The organism is Acinetobacter sp. CAU_H_60 (genome assembly GCF_058599385.1).
Genome location: NZ_CM178653.1, coordinates 1,295,508 through 1,311,134, shown reverse-complemented (window position 1 = coordinate 1,311,134; position 15,627 = coordinate 1,295,508). Strand labels below are relative to the sequence as shown.

General features: G+C 40.7%; 15 protein-coding genes. 13 read left to right on the top strand and 2 right to left on the bottom strand.

Going from position 1 to position 15,627, the window contains the following annotated elements:
- Positions 1–56: 56 nt before the first annotated feature.
- A complete protein-coding gene (locus AC4MBN_RS06025; protein WP_491880843.1) occupies positions 57–383 on the bottom strand; it encodes a hypothetical protein in 327 nt (108 codons plus the stop codon).
- A gap of 184 nt (positions 384–567) precedes the next feature.
- Positions 568–2,448: a tRNA uridine-5-carboxymethylaminomethyl(34) synthesis enzyme MnmG gene (mnmG, locus tag AC4MBN_RS06020; RefSeq protein ID WP_419365747.1), complete on the bottom strand. Its 1,881-nt coding sequence runs from the start codon at positions 2,446–2,448 to the stop codon at positions 568–570.
- Between the two features lie 249 nt (positions 2,449–2,697).
- Between mnmG and AC4MBN_RS06015 the strand changes: the two genes are divergently transcribed.
- The 13 genes from AC4MBN_RS06015 (at position 2,698) to AC4MBN_RS05955 (ending at position 15,475) form a co-directional block, all read left to right on the top strand.
- A complete protein-coding gene (locus AC4MBN_RS06015) occupies positions 2,698–3,087 on the top strand; it encodes a hypothetical protein (RefSeq protein ID WP_419365729.1) in 390 nt (129 codons plus the stop codon).
- Between the two features lie 146 nt (positions 3,088–3,233).
- Complete coding sequence (locus AC4MBN_RS06010) at positions 3,234–4,121, top strand: bile acid:sodium symporter family protein (RefSeq protein ID WP_491880842.1); 888 nt, start codon at positions 3,234–3,236, stop codon at positions 4,119–4,121.
- An 87-nt stretch (positions 4,122–4,208) separates the two neighbouring features.
- On the top strand, positions 4,209–5,108 hold the full coding sequence (locus tag AC4MBN_RS06005; RefSeq protein WP_180017654.1) for a bile acid:sodium symporter family protein: 900 nt from the start codon (positions 4,209–4,211) through the stop codon (positions 5,106–5,108).
- A gap of 123 nt (positions 5,109–5,231) precedes the next feature.
- Positions 5,232–6,137 (top strand): 50S ribosomal protein L11 methyltransferase, encoded by a 906-nt coding sequence (prmA, locus tag AC4MBN_RS06000; RefSeq protein WP_180017652.1) that lies wholly within the window; start codon positions 5,232–5,234, stop codon positions 6,135–6,137.
- 18 nt (positions 6,138–6,155) lie between these two features.
- Positions 6,156–7,016, top strand: a complete 861-nt coding sequence (locus tag AC4MBN_RS05995) for a DUF3426 domain-containing protein (RefSeq protein WP_491880841.1) — start codon at positions 6,156–6,158, stop codon at positions 7,014–7,016.
- Between the two features lie 401 nt (positions 7,017–7,417).
- Positions 7,418–7,687 carry a DNA-binding transcriptional regulator Fis gene (fis, locus tag AC4MBN_RS05990; RefSeq protein WP_001086304.1) on the top strand — a complete coding sequence of 90 codons (270 nt, stop codon included), beginning with the start codon at positions 7,418–7,420 and terminating at the stop codon, positions 7,685–7,687.
- A gap of 94 nt (positions 7,688–7,781) precedes the next feature.
- The gene (gene purH, locus AC4MBN_RS05985) at positions 7,782–9,356 is read left to right on the top strand and encodes a bifunctional phosphoribosylaminoimidazolecarboxamide formyltransferase/IMP cyclohydrolase (RefSeq protein ID WP_419365733.1); all 1,575 of its coding nucleotides are present in this window, start codon (positions 7,782–7,784) and stop codon (positions 9,354–9,356) included.
- Positions 9,357–9,503: 147 nt separating this feature from the next.
- Positions 9,504–10,787 carry a phosphoribosylamine--glycine ligase gene (gene purD / locus AC4MBN_RS05980; RefSeq protein WP_491880840.1) on the top strand — a complete coding sequence of 428 codons (1,284 nt, stop codon included), beginning with the start codon at positions 9,504–9,506 and terminating at the stop codon, positions 10,785–10,787.
- 85 nt (positions 10,788–10,872) lie between these two features.
- A complete protein-coding gene (locus AC4MBN_RS05975) occupies positions 10,873–11,712 on the top strand; it encodes a TIGR02391 family protein (protein WP_491880839.1) in 840 nt (279 codons plus the stop codon).
- 11 nt (positions 11,713–11,723) lie between these two features.
- Positions 11,724–12,272, top strand: a complete 549-nt coding sequence (locus AC4MBN_RS05970; RefSeq protein WP_491880838.1) for a GNAT family N-acetyltransferase — start codon at positions 11,724–11,726, stop codon at positions 12,270–12,272.
- A gap of 537 nt (positions 12,273–12,809) precedes the next feature.
- On the top strand, positions 12,810–13,685 hold the full coding sequence (locus tag AC4MBN_RS05965; RefSeq protein WP_005235248.1) for a MetQ/NlpA family ABC transporter substrate-binding protein: 876 nt from the start codon (positions 12,810–12,812) through the stop codon (positions 13,683–13,685).
- Positions 13,686–13,757: 72 nt separating this feature from the next.
- A complete protein-coding gene (locus tag AC4MBN_RS05960; RefSeq protein ID WP_491880837.1) occupies positions 13,758–14,783 on the top strand; it encodes a methionine ABC transporter ATP-binding protein in 1,026 nt (341 codons plus the stop codon).
- Positions 14,780–15,475, top strand: coding sequence for a methionine ABC transporter permease (locus tag AC4MBN_RS05955; protein ID WP_180003144.1), 696 nt, complete (start codon positions 14,780–14,782; stop codon positions 15,473–15,475). Before AC4MBN_RS05960 ends, AC4MBN_RS05955 begins: the two co-directional genes overlap by 4 nt.
- The last annotated feature ends 152 nt before the right edge of the window (positions 15,476–15,627 follow it).

Genomic DNA, 15,627 nt, shown 5'->3' with positions numbered 1-15,627 from the left:
AATTAAAAAAGCACCCTTGGGTGCTTTTTTATTGCTTATGTATAGTAATGAGATTCCTACACTGTTAAACCGATATAACGCGAATAACCTGCTGCACCTAAATCTGACTTTAAAACCAGATAATTCGGATAAGTACTTGTGGTGATTTCCTCGAACATGTTTACAACATCATCATTAGCATGCAGCTCATCAACCGTTTTTTGCATGGTTTGCTCAAATTCATCGGTAATGTATTCAAAACCGATATCCATAGCGATAAAGAGCGTATGTTCGCAAGGTTGGACATATTGTTCTTCTTGCCAATTAATGATGTCTTGATGGCAATGAGGGCAAGCAATATTGTCAGTGGCTTGGATGTCGAGTTCTACAAGTTGATATGGCATCTTTAATATCTAAAATCAGGACTTTCATTATTTTAACAAACGATTGAATATGAAATCTAATTATTATAAACAGATCTTTCCCTCTCCTTTTAGGAGAGGATCAGGGAGAGGTAAATTTTAAAACAACAGTTCTATTCCACAATAAAAAACCCGCACTTAGCGGGTTTTCTATTACTTCATGATCTTAAGCAAATTTTTTCGCTTGAGCATTCTTACGAATAGTGATCATCACCAATTGAACTGCTGCTGGTGTTACACCTGGAATACGGCTTGCCTGAGCCAGTGTTTCAGGACGAATATCTTTCAGCTTCAAGGTAATTTCGCGAGAAAGACCTGAAACAACATCATAGTCAAAATCAGCAGGAATCTTGGTTTCCTCTAAACGTTTCATTTGCGCAACGTCTTGATGCTGACGGTTGATATAACCTTCGTATTTCACCGCAATTTCAATTTGATCACCGACTTGCGCTGAAACTTCAGAACCTGTGAGCTCTGCAATTTGAGCAAATGTGATGTTTGGACGTTTCAGCAAATCAATCGCAGAACACTCTTTAGAAAGATCAGCACCTGTCATTTCCACGAATTTTTTACCCATTGGGTTGTTTGGTGCAGCCCAAAGATGTTGCAAACGACCTGTCTCTTTCTCTACAGCTTCCATTTTTTCACAATAAGCTGCCCAACGTTCGTCATCTACCAGACCCATTTCACGACCGATCGGTGTTAAACGTTGATCCGCATTGTCTTCACGTAGCATCAAACGGTATTCCGCACGTGAAGTGAACATACGGTACGGTTCTTTAGTACCTAGTGTGATCAAGTCATCAACCAGTACACCCATGTACGCCTCATCACGTTTCGGTGTCCATTGTTCCTGATCCCAAGCGCGACGTGCTGCGTTCAAGCCTGCAAGCAAGCCTTGAGCACCCGCTTCTTCATAACCTGTTGTACCGTTGATTTGACCAGCAAAGTACAGATTATTGATCGCTTTGGTTTCCAAAGTGAACTTCAACGCTTGAGGGTTGAAATAATCGTATTCGATTGCATAACCTGGACGAAGAATGTGCGCATTTTCCATACCACGGATTGAGCGTACCAATTCAAACTGAACATCAAATGGTAAAGATGTTGAAATACCGTTAGGATAAAGCTCATGTGTATCCAGGCCTTCAGGCTCAAGGAATACTTGGTGAGAGTCTTTATCAGCAAATTTATGAATCTTATCTTCAATCGATGGGCAATAACGTGGACCTACACCTTCAATCACACCGGTATACATTGGTGAACGATCTAAACCGCCCCGAATAATCTCATGAGTACGTTCATTGGTATGAGTAATGTAGCAATTTACCTGTTCAGGGTGCATAGACACATCACCCATAAATGACATGGTTGGAGACGGGAAATCACCCGGTTGTGGTGTCATTACAGAGAAATCAACTGAACGCGCATCAATACGTGGTGGCGTACCTGTTTTTAAACGACCTACTGGCAAGTTCAATTCACGTAAACGATGTGCCAACGAAATTGAAGGAGGATCACCTGCACGACCACCTGAAGCATTGTTTAAACCAATGTGAATCACGCCACCCAAGAATGTACCCGCAGTCAGCACTACAGTTTTCGCATCAAAACGAATACCCATCTGGGTCACGACACCTTTAACGGTATCGCCTTCAACAATCAGGTCGTCTGCCGCTTGCTGGAAAATATCCAGGTTCGCTTGATTTTCTAAAGTCTCACGAATTGCCGCTTTATAACGAACACGGTCAGCCTGCGCACGAGTTGCACGTACTGCAGCGCCTTTACGTGAATTCAGAATACGGAATTGAATACCGCCTTTATCGGCAGCCAGTGCCATCGCACCGCCCAAGGCATCAATTTCACGCACTAAATGTGATTTACCGATCCCGCCAATGGCTGGGTTACAGCTCATCTGCCCTAAAGTCTCAATGTTATGAGTTAAGAGTAATGTCTGTCGACCCATACGTGCTGCAGCCAGTGCTGCTTCCGTACCTGCGTGACCGCCACCGATAACAATGACATCGTATACTTTAGGATAGTGCATAGTGGTAAATAGAGAGATAGAAAAAGGATAGCTGAACATTATAGCAAACTTCCTTCCAAAGTTGACAAAATCACTTGAATTTATCCTTCGGAATTTGCCCTGCCCGCCTATAAAGCAATGTAATTAAACTTTGCATACTTACTATATAAATTAAACATCTAAACTCAAAAAGTTACCCGACTCATATTGTTTAATATTGATTAGTTTTTAATCTATAAAGTTGTCACATTACAAACAAAGGTATACATGATGAATAAGAATATTTTCCTAGCAACAGCGCTCTGCGGTCTATGTTTCGCTCCATTTGCAGCCTCAGCAAATGATAAAGTCGAAAAGGTTTATAATGCCCAAAAATACCAGCAAGTTTGTAAAGGTAAATCAGAGGGTGCTCCTGTAAGTTTTGCTTACCGCGGTATTATCTGGAATGGTACCTGTCAGCAACAGTTCTTCCCTTCATCATCAACCAATATCAAAGGCGATGAACCTGAACTTTATACATCTTGTAGTTCAGGCGGCGAAACTTCTGCAACCATTAATGGCACTCAGGTCAATGGTAAATGTGCATTAGGCTTTACCCCTCCACGTCCACAGTCACAAATGCAAACTCAGCCTCAAACCCCATCTCAATCAGGGATGTAAATCACTATATAGCTAATTAAATATATTTTTAATCAGAAACTTAACGGGTAAAATGCATAAATTTTACCCGTTTTTATATTGCTTATTTATTCATCTACGCTAAACTCAAAATATACCTAAAAAATGAATAATAAAAAGGAAACTTCATGGATTCGGGGTTTTTTAGCTTATTTTTGCCGATTACTTTGGCAATTACGATGATGGGGTTAGGACTACAGTTAACAATCAAGGATTTTCTACATGTTAGCCGTTATCCTAAGGTGATTTTCATTGTCTTATTCTCACAACTGGTGATTTTAACCGGTTTAACCTTTTTAATCTGTCTGGTACTGGATCTGCCGCCATTGCTTGCTGTAGGCATGATGCTGCTGGCTGCCTCTCCAGGAGGTGCTACTGCCAATCTGCTGAGCTATCTTTATAAAGGTGATGTGGCACTTAATATCACGTTAACCGCCATCAATACGATTATTTCTATTTTTACCTTACCTTTTATTATGAACCTGTCCCTGTACTATTTTATAGGACAGGATACCGGCATCGGCTTACCACTTGAAAAAATGGCTCAGGTTTTTCTGATTACGATTATTCCGGTTGTGATCGGCATGTTGATTCGGGCAAAATTTCCAAAGCTTTCAGATATTGTACATATGCCAATGCGGCTGCTATCTATCGCTTTTTTAAGCATGCTCTTGATCTATGCCATTTTCCAAGAGCGCTTTAACATCATCGAATATTTTGCCAGTATCGGGATTGCTACTTCCATATTATGTTTTTCCAGCCTGTTTCTCGGTTATTGCCTGCCTTTATTAATGGATATTCCAGACAAGATGGCACGCGCCTGCACCTTCGAAGTCGGCATTCATAATACGACTGTATCCATGACGATTGCGATTTCTGTCCTGAATAATGTCACCATTGCCATCCCTGCGGGTATTTATTCAATTGTCATGTACGTTTTTGCTGGTATTTTTGGCTTTATGATTAGTCAGCAGAAACTTAGCTATAGTGGCAAGAGTCGTTTATCAGATTTGTAACTTTCTAAGTCAATTTCCTGCTTAAGCTGTATGCTTTTTATAGAAAATTTAAAACTATTAAAATAAATTTCTATAAGGAGCATACAGATGGACTCTGGCATCATAACAATATTCCTCCCCCTCGCACTCGCCATCATCATGGTGGGATTAGGACTCGAACTCACGCTTAAAGATTTTGCCCGGGTCAGTCAGCACCCTAAAGCAGTGCTGGTTGCCTTGTTTTGTCAATTAATTCTACTGGTAAGCATTGCTTTCATTCTATGTAAAGTTCTGGCTTTACCACCTTTACTTGCTGTTGGTCTGATGTTGCTGGCCGCATCGCCAGGTGGCAGTACCGCAAATCTGTTCAGCTATTTGTTTAAAGGCGATCTAGCCCTCAATATTACCTTGACTGCGATCAATTCGGTGGTTGCTGCATTTACCTTGCCTTTAATTATGAACTTTTCCATTATGCATTTTATGCAGGACAGTCAGCAGATCAGCTTGCAGTTCGGAAAGATTCTGCAAGTGTTTGGTATCATTATTATACCAGTCGCGATTGGTATGTTGATTCGTCATTATGCGCCTGCGCTTACAGTAAAGTTAAACAAGCCTCTCCGCATTTTTGCAGTCCTCTTTCTGGTGCTGATTATTGCAGGAGCAATTTATAGTGAACGCGCCAATATTGCCGAATATCTGACTCAGGTGGGTTTAGCAACCGCCCTGTTCTGTCTCTTCAGCTTAATGATTGGCTATTTTGTTCCACGCCTGATGAATATCAATTCCGCTCAGGCACGTGCCAGCGCCTTCGAGATCGGTATTCATAACAGCACACTCGCCATGACTATTGCACTTACTGTCATGTCCAGCACTGTAGTTGCTATGCCCGCTGCGGTTTATTCAATCTTTATGTATATCTTCGCGGCTATTTTTGGATTATTACTGAATCGCTTTGCTCCAGTAGCTGCACGCCCTACCATCTCTCCCACTCAAGAAAATGCGTTTTAACCGGTTTTCGTAAAAAGGGTGCGAAAGCATCCTTTTTATTTGACTCCGTCTCAAGAAGATCACACCTTCAAGCTGAACTTCCGTTACAATAGCTTTTTGAAAAAATGTATAAAGGTTATTTCTGTGAAGTGGTTACAAATTCATATTACAGTTGATCAAGCTCAGGTAGATTTTACTGAAACATTACTTAGCTCACTGGGCGCCGTAAGTGTCACTCTGGATGATGCTGAAAACCAGGATTTACTGGAACCACTTCCAGGTGAAACACCGCTCTGGAATAAAGTGATCGTGACTGGCATCTATGCTCAAGAAGATGACGAAGAAGAAATCGATGTAGCTGCATTGGAAACCTTTATTCGCGCACAACTACCTGAAGCACCGATCCGCCATGAATTCCTGGAAGATCAAGCTTGGGAACGCACCTGGATGGATGCCTACGAGCCAATCCAGATTTCTGAAAAATTCTGGATTGTTCCAGAGTGGATGGAAGCGCCTGAAGCAGATGCAGTGAATATTAAACTTGATCCAGGTTTAGCTTTTGGTACAGGTAACCATGCCTCTACTTTCCTTTGCTTGCAATGGCTGGGTAAAACCGATGTAAAAGACAAGATCGTGATCGATTATGGCTGTGGTTCAGGCATTCTGGCTGTCGCGGCCCTGTTACTCGGTGCCAAATATGCCTATGCAACTGATATTGACCCACAAGCTGTTTTAGCGACTAAACAGAATGCTGAACTGAATGGTGTATTGGATCGACTTTATGTTGGTTTACCGGAAAAGTTCAATGCAGAACTTGGTGAGCAGAAAGCAGATGTGTTTGTTGCCAATATTCTGGCTGGCCCACTCATGATGCTTGAGCCTGAGTTCGCAGAATTGGTCAAACCTGAGGCAGAGTTCGCACTCGCAGGTGTTATCGAAGAGCAAGTTGCTGATGTTACTAGCATTTACTCAAAACATTTTGATATATTAGAAGTAGAAAAACGCGATGAACACTGGTGCCGTATCTCGGGGAAACGCCATAAGAATTAAAGAGTCTATAAAACATTTATGAGTGACAAGCGAACCCACTGCCCGACCTGCTCTACAACCTATAAAGTTACGGTTGCGCAATTAACCATTGCCCAAGGCATGGTTTGCTGCCCAAAATGTAGTACGACCTTTAATGCTTTATCGCATCTGGTGACCGAAGCACAGAATTCGGTCGCCCTTACCCATACGCCAAGTCATGTTTCTTATATTAATAGAAGCCTCACCGAATCTACTTCTTCAGCTAATTCTTCAGATCAGCACTATTTACTGAATATCTTTGATGAAAAAGTTGAAAACTCAAATATTGATCTGAAAACCTATCTGAACAACCTGAATTATTTCAGTACCGAACCGATTGCAGTCCTCCCTAGCATGAACTGGGATGATCAGGCTGATAAACAGCACAATAAAGGCCCGCTTTATTATTTAGGCTGGACCAGCCTGAACCTGTCCCTATTTGGATTACTGTTATTTCAATTCTTCTGGTTCAATCCGCACTATATTAAGAATAGTCATGTGATGAGTGTGGCTTTTAACAACATCTGTGAAGTGTTCAACTGTTCCAATCTGGAAGAACATTACAATCTGATCAATACCAATAAGGTCAAAGCCAAAGCAATTGCCACAGATAAAACCCAGTTTAGTGGCGAGCTGATCAATTTCCACAAGCGCAGTCTGGAAATGCCAAACTTGAGAGTTCATCTTAAAGATCAGGGTGTGGTCTTGGCGACTTATAATTTAAAACCTCAGGAATATCTGATCGAAAGTCTGGTCAAGATTCAACGTATTCCCCAAAACAGCCCATTTAAATTTGAATTTGTGCTTCCTGTCGACCGTAAAGACTTCGATAATTACAGTTTGGAAATAATTCGACCTTAATATTGATAAAAACTATTAAAAAACGAAAAAAAAGTTAAAAAAAATGCAGTTTTCTTGCTCACTTTTCCCGAGACAATGGTATTATACGCGCCACGAAAGCTATGTGCTGCAAACTCCTCGCTACTTTTTCACAACAAATACAGTCTTGCCTAATGCGCTATAAAACTTATTGCGTATCGAGCAGATTTTTTTGTTTTGATTTTGGTCAGTAACAAAACTTTAACTATTGTTACGCTTATTTTTCGACCAAATCGTCGAGATGTGGCAAGCTACAAGCTCAATGTAATGACCAAGTTTTAGAACTCCAGTTTTAGGATCTAAAATGGAGTTCATTTCAATTTCTAGACCACTTTTATATATCGCTTTACCCAAGTGATATTTGATTTTTCGGATTAATTCGCATGAATAGCAAATCTCCTATTTTTACTGCACAATCTGATGTCGCTCTTCGTATTCACGTAGATCGCGCAGTTCGCCACTACTTTGCACAACTGCAAGGCGAGCAACCTTCTCAGGTGTACGACATGGTGCTGGCAGAAATGGAGAAGCCTTTATTATCTGTCGTTCTAGAATATACGCGTGGTAATCAGACACGCGCTGCCGAGATTCTCGGACTAAACCGCGGTACTTTACGTAAAAAGTTAAAAGCTCACGGTTTAATGAGTGAATAAATGGTAAAATGCTTGCGGCTACCGCAGGCATTTTTTTTGACTGTTAATTAGCTATTTAGATTTAATCTGTTCCTTGGTAACTGTGACGAAGATCATGACTATTAAACGCGCTTTAATCTCTGTTTCCGATAAAACCGGTATTGTGGAATTTGCACAAGACCTTGCTGCTCTTGGGGTAGAAATTTTATCTACAGGTGGTACATACAAATTGTTGAAAGACAATAATGTCGCTGTAGTAGAAGTTTCGGAGCACACTGGTTTCCCAGAGATGATGGACGGCCGTGTAAAAACGCTACATCCGAAAATTCATGGTGGCATCCTGGCTCGTCGTGGTCTAGACGAAGCTGTGATGGCTGAACACAACATCGATGCGATCGATCTTGTCGTTGTTAACCTGTATCCATTTGCTGCAACTGTAGCAAAACCAAACTGTTCACTGGCTGATGCGATTGAAAACATCGACATCGGTGGTCCAACAATGGTTCGTGCTGCTGCAAAAAACCACGCATCTGTGGGTATCGTGGTAAACGCTGCTGACTATGCAACTGTAATTGCTGAGCTTAAAGCTGATGGTGCTTTATCTTATGCAACCCGTTTTGACCTTGCGGTTAAAGCATTCGAACATACTGCTCAATATGACGGTATGATCGCATCTTACTTAGGCGCTCGCGTAGGTAAAGAAGAAGGTCAGGCAGACAAATTTGCGCGTACTTTCAATACTCAATTAAACAAAGCTCAAGACTTACGTTACGGTGAAAACCCGCATCAGTCTGCTGCTTTCTATGTAGATCCTGCTGCGAAAGAAGCTTCTGTTGCGACTGCTAAGCAGCTACAAGGTAAAGAACTTTCTTATAACAACATCGCGGATACTGATGCTGCACTTGAATGTGTGAAATCATTTGCGAAACCTGCTTGTGTGATCGTAAAACATGCGAACCCATGTGGTGTTGCAGTTTCTCTAGATGGCATCAAAGCAGCTTATGATCTTGCTTATGCAACCGACCCTGAATCTGCATTCGGTGGCATCATTGCATTCAACCGTGAATTAGACGTTGCAACTGCGCAAGCAATTGTGGATCGTCAATTCGTTGAAGTGATCATTGCTCCTAGCATCGCTGAAGGCGTACTTGAAGTAACTGGCGCGAAGAAAAATGTACGCGTACTGGTATGTGGCGAACTTCCAGCGATTAACGAACGTGCTCCACAACTTGACTACAAACGTGTAAACGGTGGTTTACTGGTTCAAGATCAAGACTTGGGCATGATTACTAAAGATGACCTGAAAGTTGTGACTAAACGTGCTCCAACTGAACAAGAAATTGATGACATGATCTTCGCTTGGAAAGTTGCGAAATACGTGAAGTCTAACGCGATTGTGTATGCGAAAAACCGTCAAACTATCGGTGTGGGCGCAGGTCAAATGAGCCGTGTAAACTCTGCTCGTATTGCTGCAATCAAGGCTGAACACGCTGGTCTGGTAGTTGAAGGTGCAGTTATGGCATCTGATGCATTCTTCCCATTCCGTGATGGTATCGACAATGCTGCGAAAGCCGGCATCAAATGCATCATCCAACCAGGTGGTTCAATGCGTGATGAAGAAACAATTGCAGCAGCGGATGAAGCTGGTATTGCAATGGTATTCACTGGCATGCGTCATTTCCGCCACTAATTTTTAAGTATTAAATTCCAAACCCTCCTTTTCGTAAGGAGGGTTTGTTACATCAGTAGATTATTTAACATCTTGCTATAAGATGTTAAAAGATTTTTAAACCTCATTGGGTTTGTGGAATTTCATTTTCGAGGGAATTTTCTAAAGATGAACATTTTAGTTTTAGGTAGTGGCGGCCGTGAACATGCACTTGCATGGAAAATCGCACAAGACGATCAAGTGGCAAAAGTATTTGTTGCACCGGGCAATGCAGGCACCGCAACTGAAAATAAATGTGAAAATGTCGCTTTGGACATTCTCGACAATCCTGCCATCATTGATTTTGCAAAAAATAATGCAGTTGAAATGATTATCGTGGGTCCTGAAGCACCGCTTGTAAATGGTGTGGTTGATGCTTGCCGCGAAGCAGGCGTGAAAGTTTGGGGTCCAACTCAATTTGCTGCTCAGCTGGAAGGCTCTAAAGCATTCGCTAAGCACTTCTTAAAACGCCATAACATTCCAACTGCTTTCTACGATGTATTTACTGAAGTAGATGCAGCAAAAGCTTTTGTTGAGAAAAATGGCGCGCCAATTGTGATCAAAGCTGACGGTCTTGCTGCGGGTAAAGGCGTAATTGTTGCCATGACCAATCAAGAAGCATTTGATGCGATTGATGACATGCTGGCAGGAAATAAATTTGGTGATGCCGGTTCTCGTGTGGTGATTGAAGAATTCCTTGCAGGCGAAGAAGCATCTTTCATTTGTATGATCGATGGCGACAACATCCTGCCAATGGCTACGTCTCAAGATCATAAACGTATCTTTGAAGGTGACCAAGGTCCAAACACTGGTGGTATGGGTGCTTACTCTCCTGCTCCTGTTGTAACTGCTGACGTGTTTGAAAAAGCAATGAATGAAGTGATGCGTCCAACTGTGGAAGGCATGAAAAAAGACGGTCACGTATACACAGGTTTCTTGTATGCAGGCTTGATGATTGACGACCAAGGTCAACCGAAAGTAATCGAGTTTAACTGTCGTTTTGGTGACCCTGAAACTCAACCAATCATGATGCGTTTAAAATCATCTTTAGTTGATTTGGTTCAAGCAGGTCTTGAAGGTAATTTACCGAAAGAAGCTGAATGGGATGAGCGTAAAACTGTTGGTATCGTACTGGCATCTAAAGGCTATCCTGAAACGTCTAGCAATGGCGATGTGATTTCAGGTTTAGATACTGAAATGACTGATGCGAAAGTCTTCCATGCAGGTACAAAAGCCAATGAAAAAGGTGAAATTGTCACTGCGGGTGGTCGTGTTCTTTGTGTCACTGCACTGGGTAATACCATTGGTGAAGCGCAAGCCAAAGCTTTAGAACTTTGCCGAAAAGTAACGTTTGATGGTGTTCAATACCGTAAAGATATTGGTTATCGCGCGATTGCTCGTGAAAATGCTTAATCTATATTCAGATTAAATAAAAACCCCGCTTAGTGCGGGGTTTTTATTATATGATTTAATCAAATTACTTACCTAATAAAAATATATGCTGAATTTATTTAATAAACCTTCTGACACAATTCAGTATTTAGGAACGCCTTATACTCAAGATTGTATTGAAGCTATTGTTATGATCATTCAATTCGAAGCGCAAATCGAAAGTGCAATCGTTTTAACATATGATCAAACTCACTGTTTTTTAGTAAAAGCATACCGACACTTATATCTTATCCGTTTTGGATTCCGATCAGATTATATATCTGAGGGATATAAAGGATTTGTTAAAGCATTAAACCTTTTAAGGCGACATGAAATTGAAATAAAAGAAGTGGTTATTACACAAAAATTATTCGAAACTATAAATCGAAATGCTTTAACGGATAGTGATATAGAGTTAATTTTAAACAACCCTAACATTAGAACTAACACAATATACAATTATATCAATAATTTAGAAGTCATATTCAAAGAACCTTTGAATATAGATCGTTATTATCCTTCAGAATTACCATTGAATTTAATTGATCCGAGAATTTTGGATTTAGCCTTAAAATTCCGCGATGATGCAGATTCGGCTATTATGAAAGCTTATACTCGATTAGAAGACATTGTGCGGGCAAAAATTGATTCAAAAAAATTTTCTGCTTCTCTTATGGATGATTCCTTTTGTTCTGATTTAAAGAAAAATAAGTTATCCCCCTTTAAGTGGGAATCAGAAAATGAGGATTCCTCAACCGCTATTGGTCGACTGTTTGTAAATACATTTAAAGCATATCGGAATCAACGAGCACATAGTGAAGTTGATAAGTCAATTTCCCAACTTCATAGAGAGTTTTTATTAATCAATGAACTTTACCTACTGGAAAGTGAGTCAATAAGACGATAAACAGATACTGTATGACTATTCATCTCGAAACCCCTCGCCTAATCCTCCGCCAATGGCAAGAATCCGACACTGCCCCATTTATTCAAATGTGTGCAGATGAGGATGTGATGCGTTATTTTCCCGCCCTACTGACACCTGAACAAAGTTTACAATTTATCGAAAAAGTGACTCGGCAGATTGATCAGCATGGTTGGGGTTTATGGGCAGTTGAGCTAAAAGAGACTAAAGAATTTATTGGTTTTATTGGGCTGCAACCCCAACCTAAATTGTTTGAGTTTTCACCCTGTATTGAAATTGGCTGGCGGCTAGCAAAAAAATATTGGCATCAAGGTTATGCGACTGAAGGTGCTCGCGCAGTATTGAATTATGCCTTTAATACTTTAAACCTAGATAAAGTTGTGTCGTTTACTGCCACAGTCAATACACCATCCGAAGCGGTGATGAAAAAGATAGGCATGCTAAAAACTCAAGAATTTCTGCATCCAAAGTTGCCAGAGGATCACCCTTTATGTTGGCATGTATTGTATGAAATCAATCAAAGTAATTACTCAGTTAAATAAAACACGGCTTACCCCCTCCCTAAGTATTTATTAAAAAAGATCTTTCAGTAGCTTAATGAACTGATGGATTTATCATGTTTATTCATTTTTATGATTTCTATTGGATAAAATCTTATAAAGATCAATATTTAAGCGGTTTGGAATTTTTCCTTATCTTCAATAAAAATAATATATTGTATTCATTAATATTTTGATCATTTTCATCTAATTAATATTCTATTAAAAAGATAAGTAAATACTTTTTATCCACTATATTGAATAAATAATAATTGCTATGATTGCGCTCATTCAGAGCACCAAATACGATTATATCTTTTAAAAATCTCTATTTACTCTCTCTAAATAGAAAACCGATATAGTGGTTTGGTGAACTCTGATTCGATCGAATTAACGTGAACTGTTGCAGTACATTTGCATTTTCCCTGCCGGAGCCACATGCGACTCGATCTAAGGTCAGCTGAAAGTGTAATAAAACTCCACTTTAACATGACCTTAAAATGCATATACTTTAGGCAACACGAAAATTAGGACATCTTTATGAAAAAGCTACTTGGCGTTTTACTCAGTGCATCTGTACTGACTTTAACTGCATGCGGAAAACAAGAAGCGCCTGCAACGGACGCAGCACAAAACAAAGATTCAGGTGAATTGCAAACGGTTACTATGGCATCGACTGGTTCAGATGCTGACGTATGGCGCTACATTTCAACTTTGCCTGAAACTAAACAAGCCGGCATCAAGCTTGATGTGAAAAACTTTACTGACTATGTGGCGATGAATACTGCTGTTGCCAACAAAGAAATTGATGTCAACGCCTTCCAGTCTTATGCCTATATGGTTGCTTATAACGACGCCAATACTCAAAAGATCGCTCCACTTTCTACGACTTATCTTGAGCCAATGGGGATTTACTCAAGCAAAGTGAAAAAAGTTGAAGAGTTTAAGCAAGGTGCGACAATTGCTATTCCTAACGATGGCGCGAATGAATCACGTGCATTGTTACTTTTACAATCTGCGGGTCTGGTAAAACTTAAACCAAACTTTGACCTGGTAAAAGGTACGCCTGCTGACATCACTGAAAATGCGAAACAGATTGTCATCAAGCCAATTCAAATGGCGACTGCAGTCCGTGTGAAAGATGAAGTAGATGCGATTGTTCTAGGTAATACTTTGGCAATGGAAGGTGGTCTGAACGTATTGAAAGATGCGATCTATTACGAAGCGATTGATCAAAGTACTAAAATGAATGTTAACATTTTAGCTGTCGCTGCTGACCGTCAAAATGATCCTGTACTTCAAAAAGTTGGCCAGTTGTATCATACTCCTGCTGTGAAAGCCTATGTTGATGAGCACTTCGGTGGTACTAAAGTTGCTGTAAATAAACCAGTGACTTATTTAACCGAAGAAAAGTAATACAATAATCAATATTCAGAACAGGCAAGATTTCTTGCCTGTTTTTTTATTCGTGATGCAGTATTTGACACTATGATTGAATTTAAAGACATCTCCAAACAGTATGAGCTCAAGGGTCAAACCTTACGTGCCTTGAATCGGATTAATTTACAGATTCCAACCGGCAGTATCTTTGGCATTATTGGCTATAGTGGTGCCGGTAAAAGTACCCTGATCCGCCTGATTAATCTGCTTGAACGCCCTACTTCTGGTCAGGTGATTATCAATGGCACGGACTTTACTGCTTTGGATGCCAAATCATTGCGTCAGGAACGTACCCAGATCGGCATGATTTTCCAGCATTTTAACTTAATGCAGACCAAAACTGTTGCTGCCAATATTGAAATGCCAATGAAGTTGCTTGGCTGGAGTAGGGCTGAACGGGAAAAACGTCTCGAAGAACTGCTGGATTTTATTGATCTGAAACATAAGCGTCATGCTTTCCCGGATGAACTGTCCGGTGGTCAAAAGCAACGTGTTGGTATTGCTCGTGCATTGGCAAATCACCCAAAAATTTTGTTATGTGATGAAGCAACTTCTGCTCTAGATCCGCAAACTACTAAATCTGTACTGCAACTACTCAAACGGATTAATCAGGAACAAGGCATTACCATTGTTATGGTCACCCATGAAATGGATGTGATCGAAACCGTGTGTGATTATGTGGCTGTCATGGAAAAAGGTGATGTGATTGAAACCGGTTCTACCTTACAAATCTTTAGTCAGCCACAACATCCGACTACGAAAAACTTCATTCAGACTGTACTTCAGCAAAACTTGCCAGTGAATATTCTGGCGAATCTGGAAAACCAAAATCATCACAGTATTTATTGTTTAAAATTCCTGGGCAGCTCAGCGCAGGAAACCGTGATTCAAGGTGTGATTAAACAGTTTGATATCAGCTTGAATATCCTGTTTGCCAATATGACAGAAATTAATGGGTCGGTGATTGGCCAGATGTTTATCCAACTTTTAGGCGATCAAGCGCAAATCACAGCAGCGATGCAATATCTGAGAGATAACGGCGTACAAGTAGATCAAGCAGGAGTACAAGAATGAGAGACTTAATTGTACAGTGGTTGACCACTATTACTGCGCCATTCTGGAAAAGTTCACTATCGATGGATCAGTTTGTTACTGCACTGCAAGAAACCTTTCACATGGTGTTCTTCGCAATGCTGTTTGGCTGTATCTGGGGCTTTATTCAGGCGATCATTTTACTTGTCACTCGCCCAAACGGCATTCTGCCAAACCGTGTGATTTACCACGTTCTAAACCCGATTGTGAATGCACTGCGTTCCCTACCCTTTATTATTCTGCTGATTGCAGTTATTCCCTTAACAAAATTCTTGGTCGGTACTTCTATCGGTACTTGGGCAGCGATTGTACCTCTAACTATTTATGTCGGTCCTTATATCGGCCGTCTGGTAGAAACTTCTCTACTGGAAGTGAATGAAGGCATTATCGAATCTGCACAAGCGATGGGAGCAACGCCAATGCAGATTATCTTTAAGTTTATTCTGCCAGAAGCACGTAGCTCACTGATCCTAAATCTGACCACTGCCACCATTAGCTTGATTGGTGCAACGGCGATGGCGGGTGCCGTTGGTGCTGGTGGTATTGGCGACTTAGCGATTTCTTATGGTTACCAGCGTTTTGATACCTCAGTCGTGATCATGACTGTAATTGTTTTGTTGATCTTGGTACAGATTGTACAAAGTGTCGGTGACTGGTTATCTCGACTTCGTTAAGCTAAATTCCTAAGTAAATAAAGCCCTCTTTCTGAGGGTTTTATTCTTATATAAAAATCTATAACACCCTAATCAACCTATTAACTATCGAGGTTGGCGACATGGATGTCGCCCGTTGGATTGTGATATATGGACATATCATCAAGCCAACA